Annotated in this window: 21 protein-coding genes and 1 tRNA gene; 20 read left to right on the top strand and 2 right to left on the bottom strand. The window is 53.8% G+C overall.

Translation table 11 applies throughout. The features are described 5' to 3' along the window. The first annotated feature begins 31 nt into the window (after positions 1-31). From CVU77_02115 to maf, 5 genes are all read left to right on the top strand, one after another. Positions 32-565: a YfcE family phosphodiesterase gene (locus tag CVU77_02115; GenBank protein PKN01757.1), complete on the top strand. Its 534-nt coding sequence runs from the start codon at positions 32-34 to the stop codon at positions 563-565. Then, entirely contained in the window at positions 555-1,115 is a 561-nt protein-coding gene (locus CVU77_02120; protein ID PKN01758.1) for a hypothetical protein, read from the top strand. The genes CVU77_02115 and CVU77_02120 overlap by 11 nt, the downstream gene beginning before the upstream one ends. Further along, positions 1,112-1,969 (top strand): AmmeMemoRadiSam system radical SAM enzyme, encoded by an 858-nt coding sequence (gene amrS, locus CVU77_02125; protein ID PKN01759.1) that lies wholly within the window; start codon positions 1,112-1,114, stop codon positions 1,967-1,969. The genes CVU77_02120 and amrS overlap by 4 nt, the downstream gene beginning before the upstream one ends. 127 nt (positions 1,970-2,096) lie before the next feature. Continuing rightward, on the top strand, positions 2,097-2,360 hold the full coding sequence (locus CVU77_02130; GenBank protein PKN01760.1) for a DUF4321 domain-containing protein: 264 nt from the start codon (positions 2,097-2,099) through the stop codon (positions 2,358-2,360). A gap of 49 nt (positions 2,361-2,409) precedes the next feature. After that, positions 2,410-2,988: a septum formation protein Maf gene (maf, locus tag CVU77_02135; GenBank protein PKN02019.1), complete on the top strand. Its 579-nt coding sequence runs from the start codon at positions 2,410-2,412 to the stop codon at positions 2,986-2,988. Here the strand turns inward: maf and CVU77_02140 are convergent. Both CVU77_02140 and CVU77_02145 read right to left on the bottom strand, forming a co-directional pair. Further along, positions 2,966-3,652, bottom strand: a complete 687-nt coding sequence (locus CVU77_02140) for a hypothetical protein (protein ID PKN01761.1) — start codon at positions 3,650-3,652, stop codon at positions 2,966-2,968. The two genes, maf and CVU77_02140, sit on opposite strands and share 23 nt — an antisense overlap. Before the next feature lie 49 nt (positions 3,653-3,701). Further along, positions 3,702-4,901: a hypothetical protein gene (locus CVU77_02145; protein ID PKN01762.1), complete on the bottom strand. Its 1,200-nt coding sequence runs from the start codon at positions 4,899-4,901 to the stop codon at positions 3,702-3,704. 94 nt (positions 4,902-4,995) lie between these two features. Between CVU77_02145 and CVU77_02150 the strand changes: the two genes are divergently transcribed. The 15 genes from CVU77_02150 (at position 4,996) to CVU77_02220 (ending at position 22,045) form a co-directional block, all read left to right on the top strand. Next, on the top strand, positions 4,996-6,168 hold the full coding sequence (locus CVU77_02150) for a hypothetical protein (GenBank protein PKN01763.1): 1,173 nt from the start codon (positions 4,996-4,998) through the stop codon (positions 6,166-6,168). A 21-nt stretch (positions 6,169-6,189) separates the two neighbouring features. Continuing rightward, positions 6,190-9,549 (top strand): hypothetical protein, encoded by a 3,360-nt coding sequence (locus tag CVU77_02155; protein ID PKN01764.1) that lies wholly within the window; start codon positions 6,190-6,192, stop codon positions 9,547-9,549. A 62-nt stretch (positions 9,550-9,611) separates the two neighbouring features. Next, positions 9,612-9,685: transfer RNA gene (locus CVU77_02160), tRNA-Val, on the top strand. Between the two features lie 105 nt (positions 9,686-9,790). After that, entirely contained in the window at positions 9,791-11,542 is a 1,752-nt protein-coding gene (locus tag CVU77_02165; GenBank protein PKN01765.1) for a threonine--tRNA ligase, read from the top strand. After that, complete coding sequence (locus CVU77_02170) at positions 11,523-13,571, top strand: helicase c2 (protein PKN01766.1); 2,049 nt, start codon at positions 11,523-11,525, stop codon at positions 13,569-13,571. Before CVU77_02165 ends, CVU77_02170 begins: the two co-directional genes overlap by 20 nt. 50 nt (positions 13,572-13,621) lie before the next feature. Beyond that, a complete protein-coding gene (locus CVU77_02175; GenBank protein PKN01767.1) occupies positions 13,622-14,650 on the top strand; it encodes a hypothetical protein in 1,029 nt (342 codons plus the stop codon). Positions 14,651-14,850: 200 nt separating this feature from the next. Continuing rightward, a complete protein-coding gene (locus tag CVU77_02180; protein PKN01768.1) occupies positions 14,851-16,101 on the top strand; it encodes an argininosuccinate synthase in 1,251 nt (416 codons plus the stop codon). Further along, positions 16,098-16,289, top strand: a complete 192-nt coding sequence (locus tag CVU77_02185) for a hypothetical protein (GenBank protein ID PKN01769.1) — start codon at positions 16,098-16,100, stop codon at positions 16,287-16,289. The genes CVU77_02180 and CVU77_02185 overlap by 4 nt, the downstream gene beginning before the upstream one ends. Next, on the top strand, positions 16,276-16,536 hold the full coding sequence (locus CVU77_02190; protein PKN01770.1) for a type II toxin-antitoxin system RelE/ParE family toxin: 261 nt from the start codon (positions 16,276-16,278) through the stop codon (positions 16,534-16,536). The genes CVU77_02185 and CVU77_02190 overlap by 14 nt, the downstream gene beginning before the upstream one ends. Positions 16,537-16,556: 20 nt before the next feature. Next, on the top strand, positions 16,557-17,918 hold the full coding sequence (gene argH / locus CVU77_02195; GenBank protein PKN01771.1) for an argininosuccinate lyase: 1,362 nt from the start codon (positions 16,557-16,559) through the stop codon (positions 17,916-17,918). Then, entirely contained in the window at positions 17,915-19,201 is a 1,287-nt protein-coding gene (locus CVU77_02200) for a hypothetical protein (GenBank protein PKN01772.1), read from the top strand. Before argH ends, CVU77_02200 begins: the two co-directional genes overlap by 4 nt. 82 nt (positions 19,202-19,283) lie before the next feature. Then, a complete protein-coding gene (locus tag CVU77_02205; GenBank protein PKN01773.1) occupies positions 19,284-20,348 on the top strand; it encodes a hypothetical protein in 1,065 nt (354 codons plus the stop codon). After that, on the top strand, positions 20,335-21,381 hold the full coding sequence (locus tag CVU77_02210) for a hypothetical protein (GenBank protein PKN01774.1): 1,047 nt from the start codon (positions 20,335-20,337) through the stop codon (positions 21,379-21,381). The genes CVU77_02205 and CVU77_02210 overlap by 14 nt, the downstream gene beginning before the upstream one ends. Positions 21,382-21,448: 67 nt before the next feature. Beyond that, on the top strand, positions 21,449-21,763 hold the full coding sequence (gene rplU / locus CVU77_02215; GenBank protein ID PKN01775.1) for a 50S ribosomal protein L21: 315 nt from the start codon (positions 21,449-21,451) through the stop codon (positions 21,761-21,763). Positions 21,764-21,784: 21 nt separating this feature from the next. Then, positions 21,785-22,045 (top strand): 50S ribosomal protein L27, encoded by a 261-nt coding sequence (locus CVU77_02220; GenBank protein PKN01776.1) that lies wholly within the window; start codon positions 21,785-21,787, stop codon positions 22,043-22,045. Positions 22,046-22,069 lie beyond the last annotated feature (24 nt).

Raw genomic sequence — 22,069 nt, forward strand, 5'->3', positions numbered from 1 at the left:
CCGGAAGGATCGTCGAACGGAGAGGTAACCCATGAAAATAGGAGTCGTCACCGACACGCACGAGAACGTTCCGCGGATAAAAAGAGCCGTCGAGTTTTTTAATTCTTCCGGCGTCGAACTCGTTTTGCACGCCGGCGACATAATATCGCCCATTATGACGGATCATTTCAAAAAACTCAAAGTAAAAATGCTCGGCGTTTTCGGCAATAACGACGGCGAAAAAAATCTCTGGCGGATACGCTCCGCCGAATTTCCGAACGGTCTGGAACTCAGGGAACGCTACGCCGAAGTCGACGCGGGCGGCGCGAGAATTCTTGTCATCCACGAGCCGTACCTGCTGGATTCCATCGTCGCCGGCGGCAAGTACGATTTTGTGATATACGGACACACCCACGAAACGGATCTGCGCCGCGAAGGTCGCACGGTCGTGCTCAACTGCGGGGAAACGTCGGGGATAATGAGCGGACAATCAACCGCGGGCGTAATAGACCTTGCCGCCGGGACAGTCGAAGTCACGGATCTTGATACCGGAACGCGGGTCGCCTATCTTGAATATGGCCGCTGAAATCATCGCTATTTTGGCATCGCCCCGCCGCGGCGGTAATTCGGAATTTCTGCTGCGCGCCGCTGTCGGGCGTTTCCCTTCCGAAAAAATAAAAATAATCCGGACGTCGTCGCTGAAACTGTCGGCCTGCGAAGCGTGCGGATGGTGCGACACGCGCGGCGAGTGCCGCATAAAGGACGACTTTCAGAAAGTGTCGGGCGACATTCTTGCCGCACGCGCGGTGGTCGTGGCGTCGCCCATATATTTTTACGGGTTGCCGTCGAAGTTTAAGGCGCTGATAGACCGCTCTCAGTGTCTGTGGGCGCGGAAGTATCTTTTAGGGAAGCAGCCCGCGCCGTTGCGCCCGGCGTATACGATTCTGGTCGGGGCCACAAAAGGCGCAAAGCTTTTCGACGGAGCCCTTCTTACCCTCAAATATTTCTACGACGTTTACAATCTCAAGTCCGCCGGCTCGGCGCTCGTAAGAAACGCCGACGGAAAAAAAGCGGTCGCGGCTGATAAAACGGCCATTAGATCCGCGGCGTCCCTCATTAAATATCTCTCAAAATGAAAGAAGCGCTTTATTACGAGAAAATGCCCGACGGGTCGGTAGTTTGCGGCCTTTGTCCTCACGGCTGCCGCATAAAGCCCGGCGCGTCCGGAATTTGTCTGGCGCGAGCCAACAGGGGCGGCGTTCTTGAATCGCTTGCCTACGGACGGCTTGCGGCCGTCCACATGGACCCGATAGAAAAAAAGCCGCTGTATCACTTCCACCCGGGTTCGATGATATTGTCCGTAGGGACAGGCGGCTGCAACTTAAAATGTGCGCACTGCCAGAATTGGGAACTCGCCCGCACCTCGCCGGAAGATTTATCGTCGAGCGAACTTTCGCCGCGGGAGGCGCTTGAACTTGCCCGCCGCATGGGTTCAATCGGTATAGCGTATACGTACAACGAGCCGCTTATGAACTTCGAGTGGACGCTTGAAACATCCCGTCTGTTGACGTCGGCGAATATGAAAAACGTACTTGTCACAAACGGTTTTATCAATGAGAAACCTTGGAGAGAAATTCTCGAATACATAGACGCCGCCAATATCGATCTTAAGGCGTTCGACGACGGCTTCTACAAAAAAATCTGCGGCGCGCGTCTGGCGCCGGTTTTGCGCAGCATAGAAATAATGGTGAAATCCGGACGGCACGTGGAAGTGACGTATCTTGTAATACCGGGACAAAACGACGACCCGTCGAAGGTGGAAGAGGCGGCTTCGTGGCTGGCCGCGCTCGACAAGAAAATTCCGTTTCATCTGAGCCGCTACTTTCCGAATTACAAATCGAGCGCGCCTCCCACGCCGATGGCCGCGCTTGAGGCCGCCAAAGCCGCCGCGCAAAAACATCTTGAAAGGGTTTATCTGGGCAATGTTTAAAAGAAGTGATTCGTGGTTAGTGAACAGTGGATAGTAAAAGCGTCTGTTTGGCTATAAGCAGGCAGCAGAAACAGACTAACCACTATTCACTAACCACTATCCACTGCATAAGGAGGTTGCGGAAGTTATGAGCAAAAATGTTATTTATTTCATTATCGTAATCGTCGTCGGAGCGTTGCTGGGAACTTTCATAGGGGAGTTTCTTGCCATTGTGATGCCGGCGGGTAACGCCAGGGATCTTTTCGCCAAGGGCATCGAGGCGGGGCTTCATCCCGCGCGGCTTGATTTAAGAGTCATAGAGCTGACGTTCGGATGTATATTTAAATTCAATGTAACGTCCGTCGTCGGCATTGTCGCCGCCGCCTACATATTCCGTGGTATCTCGAAATAAAAAACTATCGAGAAATGTCTCGGCGCCGCGCGAAAAGCGTTCGCCGGAGATAATTCTGGCGTCGGCATCGCCCCGTCGCAGGGAAATACTCGGGATGCTCGGCATACGCCACAAAGTAATGGCCTCACGGGCGTCCGAGGACTCTGTCGAAACCGATCCGCGCCGTCTGGTCAAGGAACTCGCCGCCCGCAAAGCGGCGGAAGTCGCTCGACGTCTTAAAACCCGCAAGTGTTTGGTGATAGGCGCCGATACCGTCGTATATTTGAAGGGTAAAGTTATCGGTAAGCCGCGGTCTTCGGGCCATGCCCGCGGTATATTGAAGAGTTTGTCGGGCAGGGTAAGCGAAGTTTATACGGGTGTCGCTGTTCTGGACACCGCGACCGGCAGAATGAAAACCGGCTCGGCGGTCAGCGAGGTTACCATGCGCCGCCTTACCGGCGCCGAAATAAAGTCGGCGGCGAGCCGCCATATGGACAAGGCCGGAGCTTACGCCGTACAGGAAAAAAACGACGCTTTCGTCAAAAAGATAAAAGGGGATTATTATAACGTGGTGGGACTGCCGGCGGGATTGCTGATTTCTATTCTTGAGAGCTTCGGTGTTGTCGTCAGCCCTTCCAAAAAACTTTGATACTTACCGTGTTGTTGAGTTGTTTGAGGTATTCGTTGAAAACCGCGTTGACGACTTCCTGCCTGTATGCGCTCGAATAATCGGATTTTTCCTTGTCCCACGATTTTAACTTTCCGGGATTTTTCTGACGGTAATCCGCGAAAATTTCGCTATCCGGCACGTAAATCGATGCCGATATGAAGTAACGCAGTTTGGCGAAAGCTATCCGCCGGCGCTGATATTCGTCGAATTCTTTCGGCGTTACGCGGAAAACCTGCCTTACGAAATTATAATGTAATCTGAAGTCGTAAAGCCCCTCGCGCTGGAAGGCGGGAATCGACCTTATGTTCGCCGCAAGTTCGGCGTCGGTCACCTTTATGCCGAAGCGCGCGGACTCCTGATAGAACACCTCGTCCTGTATCAACTCCTGTATGACTTCCGCCTCGACCTGTTTTAAAACTTCGGACGTCAACTCCTTGTCCTGCCGTCTGAGTTCGTCGACCTGCCTGTTGTAAAGAAAATCGAATTTGCGCCGCGGAATTCTTTTGCCCGCCACCTGAGCAACGTCCGAGCCGGCCCTGTCGCCAAACAGGTAGCCGCCGAAGCCCACGAAAGTTCCGCCCATAAATATCACGACGGTGGCTATGAAAATATTTCTCTTGTATTTACGGAAGAAGTTCATCATAATGCGGATATTATATAAAAAAACGGGGTCAGGCGCTCTATACGGGACACTATTTAAAAAAGATTTCCTTCCGGAAGGGCGGAATATTTTCGGCCGCGCCTTTTATTTGAAACGCGGTTATTTCAGATTTTGAAAAGAACCGCATCGGCGGCCCCCATGTTCCGGTGCCCGGAGATGTGTAAATCAGAGATGTCCCCCGACGGTAAAGACCGGCCGGATACTTAAACAACAGCCGAACCATAATATCGACGGGAGGTATCTGTCCCCAGTGGGTATGCCCCGATAGTTGCAGGTCTATGCCGGCGTCGGCGTAACCGTCAAATCCCGCGGGCCGGTGATACAGCAGCACCGCATACTTGGAAAAGTCCGCGCCCTTGGACGCCGCGGCGAAGTCGGGTCCGCCGCCGGCGAATCTCGATCCCTCGTCGTCGTTAATGCCTATCAGGGTAAGGCGTTTGCCGTCGGGCGAGATATTTTGATTGTAAAGAATTTTTATGCCCGCCGCTTCGGCCAGTATCTCGAATTTTTCGAGGCCGACATAATATTCGTGGTTTCCGGTAATCGCGAACACTCCGTGTTTGGAGCGAATCCCGGAAAGTATTTCGCAAAAATTATTGAACCCGCAGAGCCGCGCGTCGATTAAATCGCCGGTTATGACCACCGCGTCCGGCTCGAGAGCATTTATTCGGGATACCAGGGCTTCGACCCACTCGTCGCTTCTTGCGTAGTTGAGGTGCAAGTCCGTTATTTGCACGAGCGTGAACTTTTCCCGCGAACTAAATTTGTCCGTTGTAACCGTAATCTCCCGTACCGTCGGCGGACCCGAAGCGTTTATCACGGCGAATACCGTCGCGCCGGCGCTTAATGCCAAAGCGGCCGTAAGGGAATAATATTTGAAGCGGGGCGACCTCAAAAAGGCCGTGAGAGCGGATCTGATAATAAGAATAAAGAAAGTCATAGTCAGCAGGCCTATCCAAATCCCGCCGGCCGTTATCGCGGTTTTCAACCTTGCCGCCGCCGGAGTTCTGGACAGAAATTCACCGGCCGGAAACCACAGACCCAAAAGAAGAAAAACAATCCGCAAAATCCGGCCCGCGCGGGAATCTTTGGCGATTCCGTAACCGGAAATTATGGAATGGTAGACGAAATAATGCGTTCCCAGATATACCGCCGATGCGACGGACAGAAAAATAATAAGATATATCACAGTCATATTGAGTTCCTGTATATTGAGGAAATGATGATACAAAAATTTTGCCTCTGCCGGAAATTTTTGTACACTATCCGGATTGTCCTATGCTTTTTGCGCTTGACTTAAGGCGGCTTGGCGCCGCCGCCGAATTATGGAAAAAATACCGGTAACTATAATAGGCGGGGGCGTTGTGGGGCTGGCCATCGCGCGCGAACTTTCCTTAAACGGGGTTGACGGGGTCTACCTCTTTGAAAAGAATCCTTATCTGGGAGATGAACAGTCGGGCCGTAATTCCTGCGTGCTCCACGCCGGCGTTTATTATTCCCCGGGCTCGTTGAAGGCGAAGCTTTGCGTGCAAGGAAACGCCATGCTTTATGCTTTTTGCGACGAGCACGGCGTGGCGTGCTTCAATACTTCCAAGATAATAGTCGCCGTGGACGAAGCCAAAGACCGCATGATTGACACTTATGTCGAGCGCTGCGCGGCCAACGGCGTGAAAGGCGTAAAAAAAATCTCCTCGAAGGAAATAATCGAAATCGAACCCAACGTCCGCGCGCTGAGCGCCTTGCTTGTTCCTTCCACGGGCGTGCTCGACGTGCCGGAATACGTAAAGACCCTGGCGCGTCTGGCTTCCGACGCGGGAGCCGGTATAATTAAGGACACAAAGGTGACGGGTATCGAACCGCGCGGCGACGGTTTCGTCGTGCGCACACGCGATTCCCGCGGCGCCGAAGACGAGTTTGAGACCGACAGGATAATAAACTCCGCCGGTCTTTACGCCGACGAAATCGCCGCTCTCGTAAATCCCTCCAATTCGTGGCGGATAGCCCCGCTGCGCGGGGAATATTACAGGTACGATTCTTCCTCCCGCAAGGAAGTGGGACTCAACGGAACTTGCGTTTATCAGGTGCAGGAACCCTACGAACTCGACGGAAAACTTTATTTCGGTATAGGCATACATCTTACGCCAACTCTTGACGTCGCCGAAGGCGGCTCCAGAAAAATAGGCCGGTATGTTTCCGTCGGGCCGACGTCCATTCCGGTGACCGATAAACACGATTACGAGACGGGCAGAAAAGCCGCCGGCTTCTTTTACGAAGACGTAAAAAGATTTTTTCCGAACCTGCGCGTCGAAGACCTTCAGATGGATTACGCCGGCAACCGCGCCAAGCTGAAGGGTTACGACGACTTTGTCATACGCCGCGACGAAAAATATCCGGCGTGCGCGCATCTCGTCGGCATTGATTCTCCCGGTCTCACTTCGTCCCTGGCGATAGCCCGCTACGTGGCCGAAGAATTCTTCGACGTCCGCCGGACTTCTTAAAAAAAGCATATCGGAGATATTATGAACCGCTCGCCCATGAAAAAAAAGATCTTCATTATCCACGGATTCGGCCAGCGAAACGGCATCGGCTGGGAAGCCGGCGGCGACCTCGACACGGTTTCATCCAGTGTGTTTTACACCGCGTGGGCCCGCAAAGAGATAGAAAAAGCAAAGGGCTCGCCCGCCGTCCGGGGCGAGGACTACGATTACGATTTCGTAAATTATTCCGAGGGACTCTCGCATCTTGTCGTGCATTCCGGCTGCGACATATACATCCCGGATTTTCCAATCGACGCGCTCTCTCCCCGCCTTGAACTGATGTATATTCCCGATCCGTCCGCCGTCGGGCTCATAAGCGATTTTAATTCCAAACTGTTCGCTCTTAAAATTTTAATCGGGCGCAACGCTCTTTTGGTCGACGACCGTCTCAAAAAACTTTTTAATTCCGGTTTTAAGCAGAAGACAAAGGTGCTGGAACATTCCGAGCGCGACGCGATTGCCACGGCCGTCGCCTGCGCGGACATTGTAACTTACTGCGTGGAAATGTCCGCCGCGCTGTCGGCAAAACCCGACGCCGCCGCGACGGCTTATCTCAACGACGTGCTGTCCAATATAGCCGGCGACGCGCTGCGCTCCGCCAAGGATTACATAATTCAGAACATGGGCGGTTTCGTCAAAGATGAGCAGATGGATGAACTCGAAAATCCTCGCGACATTTTAAAGATAGAAGAGTCGAACACGCGCGATTTTTCCGCCAAAGGCCGCGTTAATTATACCGACGATTTTATGATAGTATCCGTCGAGAGCGTGGCTTACGCCGCAAGAAATACCGTAGAAGCAGGCGCGCTTGCCTACACTAAAACGAACGCCGAGCGGATACAGGCCGCATCCGCCGAGATAGTCCAGGCGGTGGCCTCGCTTTTCAAAAACGTTAAAAATGTTTCCGATGTATTTTTGGCGTCCTCCGCGTCGAACGCTCTGGCGCCTCTGGCGGAAAAAATATCTCTTGCGGCATCCTCGGCGATGGATGCAGCGCTTCGCGCGAAAAATCCCGCGCCCGCCGCCGCTTCCGCCGACGGAGACAAAATAACCGCGCTGCTTATGGAGCAGTCCAGCGGACGGACTGTCGCCGGCGTCAAGATTTCGCTCAAAAGATTGCTCGGCGCCGGTGTTTTTCGCGGTCTCGACGGCAAACAGCTTGGCTCCGGCGCCTCGGCCGACATCGTGACCGGCTCCGACGGCTCCGCCGCGATAGTGTACGTCCCGGGCGCGCCCGGCGAAGAGTACCAGATTTCCGCCACTTACGACGACGTGAAGTATCTGATGATTCCCGAGGAAATAATCTCCGCGGCGGATTCGGGAGCCGTCGAAGAAGCCCTCGACGACGAGGACGACGATTCGCGCATAGACAGGGCGATGTCGGTCTCGCTGCAACTTCTGGAAAAGCAGTTCCGGTTTCTGGCCGAAAACGACGTTACCGTCGAGAGCGTCACCGACCATCATCCCTACACCCCCGCGGTTCACGAACTTATAGCGCGGCTTCAAAAAGAAGGTCTTGTAAAAGAGTTCAACGTTCGCGCGGCCCCGCGCGGGCAGGAAGAGCCCGTCGAGAAGCAGGTCTGCGGCGCCAACATCGTTTTTTTCGAACGCCTCTCGTCGTCCGCCGCGAAGACCGAAGGTTTGTCGCAGCTCAACGTAATGGCCCGTATGCAGGACTTGCACATAAAGATGATGCCGCTGGCGATATCGCTTTCAAAACTCATCGGCTCGAAATTTTCAAAGATAGAGATGGCGCTGAAACTTTCGGAGCTTACCGACAAAAAGTCGCTTGAAAACATAATGGCGTCGACGGGCTGGGATAAAGTCGTCGCCGATTATGAGCGCCGTCTGGCGCTGGTGCTGCCGCGCGCGGAAGCCAACGTAATGCGTATGACTTTCGAGCGCGAGGCCAAAGGCCTTTCCGCCGTTCTGGGGAAAATATTTCCGTCGCTGAACAAAAAAAATATCATCGAAATTTTTGCCGCGCTTTCGGCGTTTTGCGACCCGCGCAAGGGAGAACCCCAGATAAACGTGGCCTCCGCGATCGGTTACATCGCGGGCGTCAAAAAAATGAAGACGGATTACTTCTTTTACTGCTACGGCTCGAACATTCTTACCCAGAGAAAAATGGCCAACTCCGACGAGAGAATTAATTTGAGCACCCTCTCGCAGTGGCTCGGCACCAAAGCCGACGGCGGTCACTCCGGCGCTTCCACCTGCAAGCCCGTTTCAAATCCTTCGTTCCCGCGCAAAAGATTATCCAACGTGAAGGAGTGGAACTTTCCGGAGTACCTTTATTATCTCGCCGGAAAAATATCCGAAAGCGCGGGCTTTCCGTTCAAGAAACTCGAACCGGTCAATTTTGATTTCTCGCCGGTGATAAGACAGAGTTTGGAGCGTCTTGACCCCACACTCGTAGAATTAGTCGTAAAATCCGGCTGGATGAGAAAAAAGATAATGTTCGCCAAGATGCCCAAGCCCGATTACGATTCGCGCGACTCAAATCCGTCGCTGGTTCAGGTCATAACCTATCTGAGGATGAAATACCGCTTCGACTATCTGTTCCTGGTGCAGGGCGCGATGTCCAAAATAATTCTGGCCAATGTCGGAGACGCGTCGGCCGCCATAGACCTTGTCCCCGTCGCCAAAGCGCTCGGATGGCAGGAGGACTCGGGCGATCCGCGTTTTGCCGCGGCAAATCCCCGACGGAACAAAAAAATATCAAGAGAATGGCGTTTCGCCAAGGAAGAGCGTTTCTTCGACTTGGCGGCGTTTTTAAGCGGCTTTGTCGAGCAGGGACTTTCTGACCCGTCGCAGAAAAATAAATGGAAGATTCATTCGCTTTTGTCGCCCCCGGCGGTTTTTGTGCCCAAGGAACTCGATCCCTTCGCAAAAAAATTCCTCCGCGGCGCGGTTTTTGAAACCCGCCTGATACCGGCCGACAAAAAATCCAAGCCGCTTACGGTCGCGTTTATCGAGGAGCCCTTCGTCAAGGGATCGCGCGCGCCGGTTATGCCGCTGTGCATAGGTCTGTTGCGTCGCTCCATGCATCTGGGACTTTATAAATACATCGTCTATATGCGCTACGGGGCGTTCTATCTCATCAATACGGGCGACGACGCCCGCTCGTTCGACCTGTCTCGGATAGCCAAAAATCTCGACGCGAATTATTCCGGATTTTCTCCGATTTTCGCGTCGGTGGACAGAAAAACCGCGGTTATGCCGACGGGTTACGAAAAAATGACCCGCGACAATCAGTCGGTTTTCATAACGAAACTGCTTGAGAAACTTTTCGGCCCGGCCGGTTACAAAACGGACAAAATCGAGAAAAAAGGCGCTTAAGACGGCGACGCGTCCGGTTGACATCCGTCCGCGCCTTCTGATATAATGCCCGCAAGATTCGGGGGCGGTTAGCTCAGTTGGTTAGAGTACTTGCTTGACATGCAAGGGGTCACAGGTTCGAATCCTGTACCGCCCATTTTGTTTAAGTTATTTCCGCGCGACTCAACATGATGTAAACCGACGGCGTTTTCTTGTTGTCGTCGCCACCCTGCGGGCGGCGGCTTATTTTTTTATATCGACTATGAACGAAATATCTTCCGACTCAAATCAGGCGAAATTGCATCTGGATACCTTGCGTCACTCCGCCGCGCACATAATGGCCGCGGCCGTAACGGAACTTTTTCCGGGCACGAAAGTCGCCATAGGCCCCTCCATCGACGAAGGATTCTATTACGATTTCGACCGCGCGGAAGCGTTTACTCCCGAAGACCTCGAAAAAATCGAATCGCGGATGAGGGAAATCGCGGTCCGCGACGAGCCGTTCGTAAGAACCGAAAAATCCAAAGCCGAAGCTCTCGCCCGCTTTGAATCTCTCGGCGAAAAATATAAAGTCGAACTTATAAACGGCATCACCGACGATAAAGTCAGTTATTATTCCACGGGCGCGTTCACCGATTTGTGCCGCGGCCCGCATATCGAGCGCGCCGGTGCCATAAAACATTTCAAACTTCTTTCCGTGGCCGGGGCGTATTGGCGCGGCGACGCCCGCAACCCGATGCTGCAGCGCATATACGGCACGGCTTTTGAGTCGGAAAAAGAACTCAAAAAATATCTTCTGAAGATTGAAGAGGCCAAAAAGCGCGACCACCGCAAGCTCGGACGCGAACTCGGTTTTTTCGGCGTTTCCGACGAGGTCGGCCCCGGGCTTATACTCTGGCATCCGCGCGGTGCGATGATCAGGCACATCATAGAAACATTCTGGCGCGAGGAACATTATAAAAACGGCTATGAATTGATTTATTCTCCGCACATAGGCCGTTCGACGCTTTGGGAAACCAGCGGACATCTGGGTTTTTACAAAGACGCTATGTACGCTCCCATGAAAATCGACGGAAACGACTACTACGTAAAACCGATGAACTGCCCGTTTCACATAGAAATTTACCGCTCCCGCCTGTATTCGTACCGCGATCTGCCGTTGCGATGGGCGGAACTGGGCACGGTTTATCGTTACGAAAAATCCGGCGTTTTGCACGGACTTATGCGGGTCCGCGGATTCACTCAGGACGACGCCCACATCTTCTGCTCGCCGGAGCAGGTCTCCTCGGAAATCCGCGAAGTTTTAAGGTTCAGTATGTCGATTTGGAAGACATTCGGTTTTTCGGAAATTAAGGCGTATCTGGCTACAAAACCCGTCGACGCCATCGGGCCGTCGGAGAGATGGGCCGAGGCCACGGCCGCCCTGCGCGGAGCCGTCGAGGCCGAAGGGCTGGAATGCGAAATAGACGAAGGCGGCGGGGCTTTCTACGGGCCTAAGATAGACCTTAAAGTAAAAGACGCGCTGGGCAGGGAGTGGCAGACATCGACCATTCAATTTGATTTTAATATGCCGGAGCGTTTCGATATGACTTTTGTGGGAGCCGACGGCGCAAAGCACAGGCCGTATATGATTCATAGGGCTTTATTCGGATCGCTTGAGAGATTTTTTGGAATTTTGATAGAGCATCACGCCGGGAAATTTCCCGCGTGGCTCTCGCCCACGCAGGTCGTCGTGGCCAATATTTCCGACGACAACGCCGATTACGCGCGTTCCGTGGCCGACGAACTCCGCCGCGCGGGTTTTCGCGCCGAAGCGGACCTGAGAAACGAAAAAATCGGATATAAAATCAGAGAGGCCACGCTTGCCAAAGTGTCTTACATACTCGTGGCGGGGGAAAAAGAAAAGGCGTCGTCCACCGTGGCGGTGAGAACCCGCGCCGGCGAAAATCTCGGAACAATGAGCGTGACTGATTTTCTGGCCCGCCTGAAGGACGATGTTTCTCGACGGCTTTAAAATGGAATCCCCTCCGTCGTTATCCGCAAGAATACTCCGCGACATAGTCCCGCTTCATCTCGACGAATACGAGGAACGCGCCGAACAGTTCGCGATGGCTCTGCGCGTCGAAAAGGCCTTTGCCTCCGGACGGCATCTTCTATCGGAGGCCGGCACCGGCACCGGAAAATCGCTCGCCTACATAGTTCCGGCCGCCTTGATGCGCCCGGCGGATAGTCCCGCCGCCGTCGGCGACGGCGATGCGCTCGCGCCTAAAAGGCGCGTAGTCATATCCACCTTCACGAAAGTCCTGCAAAACCAACTCATCGAAAAAGACATCCCGATGGTTTCAAGAATCCTTGAAACCGACGGACGCTCTCTGGACTTTGCCGTTCTGTTCGGCAGCGATAATTATCTGTGTCTCCGGCGGCTCGACCGCTTCTCGCCGGACGTTTTCTCGTCGGAGGGGCTCAGGGAGCGCGTTTTATCCTGGGCAGCCGAAACCAAAACGGGCATCCTGAGCGAGTTCGATTTCATCGAAGATTATTCCGCCCGCGAGGATATTTCGCGCGAAGCCGACGTCTGTATGGGCTCCTCCTGCGGACGCGCGGCGGATTGTTTTTACAGAAAAGCGCAGGCGCGCGCGGCTTCGTCGGATATTCTGGTGGTGAACCATCATCTGTTCTTTACCAATATCGCCTCCGGCGGAAGGGTTTTGCCGCCGTTTGACTTCGCCGTTATCGACGAAGCGCACAACGCCGAGGAGGTCGCGCTCGATCTTCTGGGCGATTCGGCCAATAACTATCAGGCCAGAAAACTCTGTCTCGACGTCTTTAATCCCCGTCGCCGCCGCGGACTGCTTTTCCGTCTGGGGCGCATAAGTCCCGAAAGCAAAGACGCGGCAGCCGCCGCCGTCTCCGAAGTCCTGGCCGCCTCCGAGCGGTTTTTCGGCGCGGTATCCGTCGCCGCGGGCGCCTCGCGCGACACCGTGAGATTTCTTGAGCCGCCCGCGGTTTCCGTCGACGGCGCGGCGCTTTCGGCGTCGCTGAAAAATCTTTCGGCGACGTTGAAGGATTTGATACCTTCGGCGTCCGGCCGCGAGGAAGCGCTCGACATACAATCCAAGGCGCTGCGCGCGCAGGGCTTTGCGGCCGTTGTGGAAGAATGGCTTGCGCACAAAAATCCCGACAGGGTCTACTGGTTCGAGCGCGAACGCCGCCGCCGCGGCGAGAGGATTTCGATATGCTCCACGCCCACGGATATTTCAGGGATTCTTGCGGAAAAACTTTTCGGCGCGACGTACTCGGTCGTTCTGACGTCGGCCACGCTTTCCGTCGGAGGGAGCTTCGAGTACGTCAAGGAGACGCTCGGCGTGCCGTCTGAAAACTGCGACGAAATCATACTATCAAGCGGTTTTAATTACCGCGACAGGGTCGCGCTTTATATTCCCGAAAATATGCCCGACCCGCGTTCCGGCGACGCGGCCTATGAAGATGCCGTAAAAAAGGAAGTCGGCGAAATCGTTCATCTGGCCGGGGGCCGTTCGTTTGTTCTTTTTACGAGTTACAAACTGCTTAATTCCGTTTACGCCGAACTCGAACAGAGCGGCGGGCACACACTTTTTAAGCAAGGCGCGCGCTCGCATTGGCGGATTATCGAGGAGTTCAAGGCGGCCGGAAATGCCGTGCTATGCGGCACGGACAGTTTCTGGCAGGGAGTCGACGTCCCCGGCGATTCTCTGGTCTGCGTGATACTGACCAAACTTCCCTTCGACGTTCCCGACCACCCCGTCGTGGAAGCCAAACTTGAAGAACTTCGCAAAGCGGGCAAAGATCCGTTTTCGCATTACACTCTGCCGCGCGCTGTGCTTAAATTCCGTCAGGGATTCGGACGGCTTATGCGCACGGGAACCGACTGGGGCGTAGTGGCCTCGCTTGATCCCAGGATACGGACGAAATACTACGGAAAATATTTTTTAAGTGCCCTGCCCGAGGTCAACATAATATCTGACAAGAAGATACTGGAAGATTTTTTTGCTTCGCACGTTTAGGGCGTTCGCCGACGGGAAAACAGACGTGTCAGGAAAAAAGGCGGTAAAATATGACTGTGATAATAATTGAATTCGCGCTGTGTCTTGCGCTCGTTTTTTGGGCCGGTAAAAACGTGGCGATTTCCGGCGACGCCCTGGCGCAAAAAACCGGTCTCGGAGGTCTTTGGATAGGCGTCGTGCTTATGGCCGCCGTCACGTCGCTGCCGGAGATATTCACCGGCGTGGGCAGTATAGTTTTTGTGGGCAATCCCGACCTTACCTTCGGCGACATTCTGGGAGCCAACACCTATAATCTGCTTAAAATCGCCGTGCTCGACTACTTCGCCGTCGGCGTTCCGATTTTAAGCGCGATGTCCCGCGGGCAGACGCTTACCGCGTGGCTGAGCTTGTCGCCGCTCGTATTCGTTATCGGCGGGCTGCTCGGAGCGCCTATGGGATTTAACGCGAGTTTCCTTAATATTTCCGTGTGGAGTTGGGGCGTGGCGATATCCTACGCTTTTTCCATGAGGGCGATTTATTTACACGAAAAAGACGCCCGCGCGGCCGGTGAGCCGCCGCAGACATCGCCCGCCGCAGTGGCGCCGCCGTCGGAAATGGCCTCGCCGCTTAAAAAAATATGGATTCATTTTCTGCTGTCGGCCGCCGTCGTTGTCGCCTGCGGGATATGGCTTGCCTACATCGGAGACGGTTTCGTGGAAAAAATGGGATGGCATTCGAGTTTCGTGGGCACGCTTATTCTGGGCTTCGCCACGACAATGCCCGAGATAGCCGTTTCGTTTGCGGCTATGCGCATAGGCGCGCACGAGATGGCCGTAGCCAACATGATCGGCTCCAATCTTTTCAACTATGCCATAATCTTCGTCAACGACGCTCTCTACTCAAAAGGCGACATTTTCGCCGCGCTTGATACTTACGCTCATCTGAATACGACGGGCGCGATTCTTGCCATGACAGTCGTGGTTATAATCGGTATGCGTTTGCGCTCGAAGCGAAAACTTGCCGCTGGTTTCGCGTGGTATTCTTATCTGCTGGCCGCTCTTTTTCTGGCCGGCGCGATACTTAATTTCTCCTCGAAATAAGACACCTTTTTTGCTATAATGAAATTGTTGAAAAACCCATCATTTGTCATTCTGACCCCGCCGTTGTGTGGAGGGGGAAGAATCTCATCTTCCGATGACCACCCTTCGGGTGGAGACCCTTCGCTTCGCTCAGGGTGACATTTTGACGACTTTTTCAATGGTCTCATAAGCAGCCCTGTCCAGATATCGGAGGAGTAGTTATGAAAATAGTAATCGCCTATTCCGGCGGTCTCGACACATCCGTAATGATAACGTGGCTTATCGAACATTACGGCGCCGAAGTCATTGCCGCCATCGTCGACGTGGGGCAAAACGAAGATTTGGCCGCCATAAAAAAGAAGGCATTGAAGACGGGCGCTTCCAAGGCGTACATAATAGACGCTAAAAAAGAGTTTGCCGAAAAATATGTCGTTCCGGCCATTAAAGCCGACGCCGTTTACGAGCACAAATATCTTCTGGGGACATCTTTGGCCCGCCCGCTCATAGCTCTTAAAGTGGTCGATATCGCCCGCAGCCAAAAGGCCTCCGCCGTCGCTCACGGCGCCACGGGCAAGGGCAACGACCAGGTGAGATTCGAGCTTACTTTCAAGGCGCTCGCGCCCGACCTCAAAATTATCGCGCCCTGGCGCGAATGGGAGATGAAGTCGCGCGAGGACGAAATCGCTTACGCCCGCCGCAGAAAAATTCCCATAGAAGTGACGCCCGCCAAACCTTATTCTTCCGACGCCAATCTCTGGCATATTTCATACGAGGGCGGCATACTCGAAGACCCTGCGAACGAGCCCGACGAAAAAATGTTCCAAATGACCGTCTCGCCCGAACGAGCCCCGTCGAAGGCGCGTTATGTGGAAATAGGATTCCAGAAGGGCGCGCCCGTTTCTCTCGACGGCAAGAGAATGCCGGCCGTCGAACTGATAAATCGTCTTAATAAAATCGCCGGAGCAAACGGCGTCGGCCGCGTGGACATAGTGGAGAACCGCCTCGTCGGAATAAAATCCCGCGGCGTCTACGAGTGTCCCGCCGCCACTGTTTTATTGGCGGCGCACCGTGAGATCGAATCGCTGGTTCTTGACCGCGACACCTCTCACTACAAAGAATTACTCTCTCAAAAATACGCCGAACTGGCCTATAACGGTTTGTGGTTCACGCCGCTGAAAGAATCTATTGACGCCTTCATAACGGAAACGCAGAAAAACGTTTCGGGCTCCGTGCGTCTCAAACTCTGCAAGGGTTCGGTAATTGTCGCAGGACGCAAATCCAGGCACTCTCTCTACTGGGAAAAACTCGCTACTTTCGGACGGGAAGATATTTATAATCAGAAAGACGCCGAGGGTTTTATAAATCTCTACGGCCTGCCGCTTAAAGTGCGCGCGATACTGAAAAATCAACAAAATAAAAGCAAAAATCCGAATTTTACGTCGATAAAACATAAAATGGAGATAAAAATATGAAAGCGGTAAAAGAAAAATTTCTTGTCGACAACAAAGGCCATAAAACGGCGGTGGTGCTTGGCATCAACTTTTACAATCAGCTGCTCGATGATATGGATGATTTGAGAATTATCGCCGAAAGAAAAGACGAACCTGCCTTGTCCCTCAAAGAAGTGGAAAAGCGACTTAGACACAATGGACTTATATAAAGTAGAAGTCAAAAAATCGGCGGTTAAAGAGTTGCAGTCGCTTGATACGAGGTTTATTCCCGTTATTTGGAAACAAATAAAAAAGCTTTCCGAAAATCCCACTCCGATGCACTCGGCGAAACTTTGGGCCAGTGATAAAAGTTATCGCATACGTATAGGCAATTACAGAGTCGTATATCAGGTGGATGACGACAGGAGAATCGTAACCGTTCAGAGAATAAAACACAGAAGAGAAGTTTATAGATAAGCGGCGGGGTAAATAAAACAATGAAGACGACCACAAACTCAAAAAGTTTCATATCGTCGTCAGGATACGACTGGCGGCTGGCTCTTTGCGATATCGCCGGCTCGGTCGCTCACGTCAAGATGCTCTCCGAGCGCGGAATAATCCCGCGCCGCGATGCCGTCAAAATCGCGGCCGCGCTGGGTAAACTCTCGTCGCAAATACGCCCCGCGGTATCCGCCGGGAAACGTCCGCGGCTTCCCGATGCCGAAGATATTCATTTCGCCGTGGAAAAAGAGATTATAAAACGTCTGGGCCCCGTCGGAGGAAAGATGCACACCGCCCGCAGCCGCAACGATCAGGTCGCCACGGATCTGCGCCTCTGGCTCAAAGAAGAAATTCCTTCATTAATACAATCATCGCGCCGCGCCCGCAAAGAAATTCTGCTTAAAGCCCGCGCCAACATAAAGGCCGTAATGCCCGGCTATACGCATTTGCAGCAGGCGCAGCCGGTGCTTTTCGCCCACTGGATTTCGGCTTACAATGAAATGCTCAAACGCGACGAATCGCGGCTTGCCGGATGCCTCGGACGTCTCGACGAATCGCCGCTTGGCGCGGCCGCTTTCGCGGGAACTTCTTTCCCTGTGGACCGGCGTCTCACGGCGCGCCTTCTGGGGTTTGCCCGCCCTATGGCGAACTCCGTCGACGCCGTGGCGTCGAGGGACTTCGCCTGCGAGTTTGCCGCGGCCTGCGCGGTGCTTCTTGTGAACCTTTCGAGGTTTGCGGAAGACCTGATAATATTTTCGTCGTCGGAGTTCGGCTTTGTCGAAATGCCTTCGGGCTATTCGAGCGGGTCGTCCATAATGCCGCAGAAGAAAAACCCGGACTGGCTCGAACTCGTGCGCGCGAAAGCCGCTTCGGCCGTCGGCTCGCTGATGTCGCTGATGGCTCTTACGAAAAACCTTCCGCTCGCTTACAATCGCGATCTTCAGGAAGACAAGCTTCACGTTTTCCGCTCCGCCGACGACGCGCGTCTCGCTCTTGAAGTTTGCGCCGCCGTGGCCAATGGCCTCAAAGTAAACAGCCGCCGGATGCTGGCTTCTTTCGACAAGGATTATCTTCTGGCCACCGAGTTGGCGGACTATCTGGCCGTGCGGGGAGTTCCTTTCCGCAAGGCGCACGCGGCCGTTTCGGCGGTGGCGCGGTATGCCGTCGAGCGCGGCGTTTCTCTGTCCGAAGTCACTTTTGAAGTTTACAAAAAATACTCGCCGGCCTTTGGACGCGATTTATACAAATGCCTCGACGTGAGGCGCGCGGTATCTTCCCGCAAGTCGCTTGGCGGTACCGCGGCTTCGGAAGTGTCGCGGTATTTATCTTCGGAATTGCGGGGGCTTAAAAAAATATGAGATCAAGATTCTCCGGCACAGGCAGGATTTTTTCGGCGTCTATCAGGGCGGCGGTGTGTGCGTTTTTTTTATTTTGCGCCGCAAACTCGTCTCCGGCCGCCGATGACGGTTCGATGTCGCCTTCGCGGCCGTCGGCTTCGGTAAGAGTTTTCACCGCCGCCGACGCTGTATTTTACGGCATCAGAAATAATCAGCAAATCCTTGTGGCCAACGAAGACGTCGAGATAGCAAAAGCCAAAATACGCGAAACCCACGCGCTCGTGTTTCCCAAGATAGATTTTAATCTCAACGCGTCCAAATACGACACAGCCACGCCTTTCATACTGTCCGACGCGCTGGGCTCCATTTATTACGACGCGAGCCGCGCTCCGTCGGAAAATTACACGGCAAAATTCACCATGGCGCAGTACATCTATGCCGGCGGCCGGTATACGTCCAATATGCGGCTGGCCAAAACAAATCTCAGGGTGGCCGAAACCAACAGGGAAATTCTGTTGTCCAATGTTCGCGCCGAGGTCAAAAAAGCTTTTTACCGCCTGATATACGCGTCCGCGCGGCTTAGCGATATGAAAAAAGAAGCCGCCCGCCTGTCGTCCGGCGGACGCTCCGCCGACGGAGAATTGCTCGCGGCGCTGCGAAGGGATATTATCTCCGCGGAAAAAAATTACGCCGCCGCCCGCCTCGGCTTTCTTTCCACGGCGGGTCTTGAACTGAACACGATTTTTGAAATATCAGGCGCGTTGAAAATTGATTTGCCGACCGCGCTTGAAGCCGATAAACTTGTGGCGCAGGCGTATCAGTACCGCAGGGAACTCAGCAGAGTGGCCATTCAGGAAACTATAGATTCGCTGGCGGTTTCTTTGCTGCAGACCGAAAAATTTCCGGCGGTCACATTGGGCGGAACGTACGAATTTGTCGATGTCAACCGGTCGGATTCCCGGAAAAACTGGGCAATGTTTCTCAATCTGAATCTGCCGGTTTTCGACGGATGGGCTTCGTGGGCGCGTCTCGACGCGCGAAAATCCCACGCCCGCCAGAGCGGCATAAAAAAGACCGACGCCGAAGACGCCATATCCTACGAAGTGCGTCTGGCCGTGCTTACGCTTGAGGCGGCCGCCAAAAAAGTAAAGCATGACGAAGACCGTCTCGCCGAGGCGCTGTCGGCTAAACCCGTCAACCCCCGAGCCGTATATCTTGCGTCCATGGATATTCTGGATTCGCGTCTTGAGGCCGTAACCTCGCTGATAAATCTGGAACTCGCCGTAGGCAAAGAAATATCGTGAAGAATATGCGGCGATAAAAACACTTTGACATTTGATTTTTACTTGTCATTCCCACCCCGTATCAAGTACGGGGTAAACTCCAGTGGGAATCCAGAAATTGTTGTCGGAAAAACTCTGGATACCCGCTTGCGCGGGTATGACATACTTTGTTAATTGGGATACGTGTGTGCTGCGATACATTAAGATGCCCGCGTTTTTCTTTTGCGTGGCGGTTTCGGTTTTGTGTTTAGCCGTTTCCGTGACGGCGGCGGAGAATCCTTTTTCCGAAGACCGCGTTGTAATGGATTATCTTTGGCATTCGGCATCGCTTCTTCCGGCGTCAAAACGGCCCAAAATCGCTCTGGTTCTTTCGGGCGGCGGAGCGCGCGGATTTGCTCACATCGGGGTGTTAAGAGTGCTTAAGCGGCACGGCTTGCCCGTCGATATTGTCGTAGGCGTCAGTATCGGAGCCGTAATCGGCTCTCTTTACGCCGGCGGTGTGCCGCTGGAACGTCTCGAATATATTTCATCTGACCTTGGCTGGGATAAAATAGCGGACATGGGCAGCGCCTCCCTCGTAGGTTTGCTGCTGGGCAGCAATCTGCTTTCGACCGAACGTCTCGAAGCGTATCTGGAAAAATATCTGGGCGGCAAGAGATTTCACGAACTGGACATAAAGTTCGCCTGTGTCGCGGTGGATATTTCCACGGGAGAGCGGATAGTTTTTTCGGAAGGCAAAGTGGCTTCCGCCGTGCGGGCGTCGGCCACTATTCCGGGCATCTTCGAGCCGGTTATGTTCCGCCATCGTTACCTGGTGGACGGCGGATTGATCGACAATATACCGGTGGACATCGCCCGCTCTATGGGCGCCGACATAGTTATAGTTCTTACGGCCCGTTCCGATTACACGCTGAATCCATCCGAAGGCATTTTCCGGACCCTCACTCAGGCCATTTATATTCAGGGCGCGCTTCTTGAGAATGAATCGCTCAAAAAAGCCGATTTCATCATCTCTCCCGACGTGAAGGGCGTTTCCGCCATAGACCTTTCAAAAGCCAAAGAATGTATCGCCGCCGGTGTTGTGGAAACCGAATCCAGGATGGATGCCCTTAAAGAATTTATAGTGCGCAGAGTGTTGGAGCGCGCCGGAGCCGATGTTTACAAATAGAGCGGAGCTTATGAAATTTTCGTCTGTTGCCGTTATATCGATATTTATTTGGGCGCTCGGCGCGCCGCAAAGTTTGCGCGCCGGCGTCGCCGATGGCGAAATCTCGCGCCTCCATGCCGCGGCCGACGGCCGCTCGTCGGACGCGCGGAAGTCCGACGCTTTTTTCTCTCTGGGCGAAATTTATCTGGAGCGTTCCAGAACTCAGGAGGCGTTGAATTACTATCAGTCGTCCCTCCATTACGCGCGTTCCGCTCGACGGAAACTGCGAGCCCTCCGGCGCCTGTCCGACACTTATTATTCACAGGGGTCGCTTGGAAAGGCCATAGAGTTCGCCAAAGATGCCGTCGCCGCGGCTCCGCGCGATGTCTCCGCGCAAAAAAAATTGGCGCATTATTACGTCGAGGCGGACCTGCGCATACCGGCGCTCGAAGAATACAAAAAGATACTTTCGCGGCGACCCGACGACGTGGATACCCTGCTCGGCGCCGCGGGAGTTTTTGAATCGCTGGGTCTTTACGCCGACGCCATAGAACATTACAAAAAAGCCATGGTGCGCGGCGCCTCCGGCGATGTAATACTCAGGGTTGCCGGCTGCTATGAGATAGTTTCGGAACGGGTTATTGCCGAGGCGCTGCTCAAGGAATATCTGGCCGCGACTCCGGATTACGGGGGATTCATTCAGTTGGGGAAACTCTATTATGCGTCGGGACAATACGCGCGCGCCGTAACGGCTTTCTCATCGGCCGTAAAAATGAACCCTCGCGGCCCCGATGCGCTTTTGCGCCTTGGCATGGCCTATTATAAGAGTTCCCGTCCCGACGAGGCCGCCGAGATATTCAAGATATATCTGCTTGAAATGCCCGATTCGTCCGCCGCCAGATTTTTTCTGGGACTGTCGCTGGAGTTGTCCGGAGAATCCTCAAGAGCTTCGACGGAATACGCCGCGGCGTTGAAGTTGTCCGGACACGATTCCGTGCTGTCGGCCGTGGCGGGGGCGCTAAAGACATCGGTCGCCGGGACCGTTCCGCGTTGATTTTGAAAATCCACCCGAAATAAAGTATAATAGCCGGGCAGTCAAGAATGTAAGGGAGAGAAACTATATGCAGGTACTCGTATCCATAAATTCGGCTCAGCGCAAGGTCTCGGTGGGCTCGAACGTTGTTGTTGACCACATTAAAAACGTAAAGCCCGGGGATAAGGTCGAGTTCGACAAAGTTCTGGCCATATCCGACGGAGATAAAACGCTCGTCGGCACGCCCGTCGTTCCCAAAGCGAAAGTGGTGGCCGAAGTGGTAGGCCACAAAAAAGCGCCCAAAGTCCTGGTTTTTAAAAAGCGTTCCAAAAAGGGATATAAAAAAATACGCGGGCACAGGCAGTCACTCACTGAATTGATCATCAAAGAGATAAAAATATAAGCACTTACCGGAGCACATAAAATGGCACACACAAAATCGCAAGGATCGTCCACAAACGGCAGAAACTCTCCCGGGCAGCGGCTCGGAGTGAAGGTTTACGGCTCTCAGAGTGTTCTTCCCGGCGCCGTAATAATCCGGCAGCGCGGCACTAAGGTGTATCCCGGAGCCGGTGTCGGAATGGGCTCCGATTTTACGATTTTTGCCAAAGCAGCCGGAGTGGTGAGTTTCAAAAGGGGCGCCAAGGATCGTCTGCGCGTGAGCGTGCTTCCCTCGGAAAAATAGCCGCCCGCCTCCATCCCGTTTCAA

The sequence above is a fragment of the Elusimicrobia bacterium HGW-Elusimicrobia-1 genome, assembly GCA_002841695.1.
Lineage (GTDB): Bacteria > Elusimicrobiota > Endomicrobiia > PHAN01 > PHAN01 > PHAN01.

Excerpts from the sequence above, each read along its gene's own strand:
- CVU77_02130 (PKN01760.1), top strand. The coding sequence starts at position 2,097 with ATGAGCAAAAATGTTATTTATTTCATTATCGTAATCGTCGTCGGAGCG.
- CVU77_02115 (PKN01757.1), top strand. The coding sequence starts at position 32 with ATGAAAATAGGAGTCGTCACCGACACGCACGAGAACGTTCCGCGGATA.
- argH (PKN01771.1), top strand. The coding sequence starts at position 16,557 with ATGAAGACGACCACAAACTCAAAAAGTTTCATATCGTCGTCAGGATAC.
- CVU77_02180 (PKN01768.1), top strand. The coding sequence starts at position 14,851 with ATGAAAATAGTAATCGCCTATTCCGGCGGTCTCGACACATCCGTAATG.
- CVU77_02165 (PKN01765.1), top strand. The coding sequence starts at position 9,791 with ATGAACGAAATATCTTCCGACTCAAATCAGGCGAAATTGCATCTGGAT.
- CVU77_02190 (PKN01770.1), top strand. The coding sequence starts at position 16,276 with ATGGACTTATATAAAGTAGAAGTCAAAAAATCGGCGGTTAAAGAGTTG.
- CVU77_02155 (PKN01764.1), top strand. The coding sequence starts at position 6,190 with ATGAACCGCTCGCCCATGAAAAAAAAGATCTTCATTATCCACGGATTC.
- CVU77_02200 (PKN01772.1), top strand. The coding sequence starts at position 17,915 with ATGAGATCAAGATTCTCCGGCACAGGCAGGATTTTTTCGGCGTCTATC.
- CVU77_02120 (PKN01758.1), top strand. The coding sequence starts at position 555 with ATGGCCGCTGAAATCATCGCTATTTTGGCATCGCCCCGCCGCGGCGGT.
- CVU77_02210 (PKN01774.1), top strand. The coding sequence starts at position 20,335 with ATGTTTACAAATAGAGCGGAGCTTATGAAATTTTCGTCTGTTGCCGTT.
- amrS (PKN01759.1), top strand. The coding sequence starts at position 1,112 with ATGAAAGAAGCGCTTTATTACGAGAAAATGCCCGACGGGTCGGTAGTT.
- CVU77_02185 (PKN01769.1), top strand. The coding sequence starts at position 16,098 with ATGAAAGCGGTAAAAGAAAAATTTCTTGTCGACAACAAAGGCCATAAA.
- CVU77_02150 (PKN01763.1), top strand. The coding sequence starts at position 4,996 with ATGGAAAAAATACCGGTAACTATAATAGGCGGGGGCGTTGTGGGGCTG.
- CVU77_02170 (PKN01766.1), top strand. The coding sequence starts at position 11,523 with ATGTTTCTCGACGGCTTTAAAATGGAATCCCCTCCGTCGTTATCCGCA.
- CVU77_02140 (PKN01761.1), bottom strand. The coding sequence starts at position 3,652 with ATGATGAACTTCTTCCGTAAATACAAGAGAAATATTTTCATAGCCACC.
- CVU77_02175 (PKN01767.1), top strand. The coding sequence starts at position 13,622 with ATGACTGTGATAATAATTGAATTCGCGCTGTGTCTTGCGCTCGTTTTT.
- CVU77_02220 (PKN01776.1), top strand. The coding sequence starts at position 21,785 with ATGGCACACACAAAATCGCAAGGATCGTCCACAAACGGCAGAAACTCT.
- rplU (PKN01775.1), top strand. The coding sequence starts at position 21,449 with ATGCAGGTACTCGTATCCATAAATTCGGCTCAGCGCAAGGTCTCGGTG.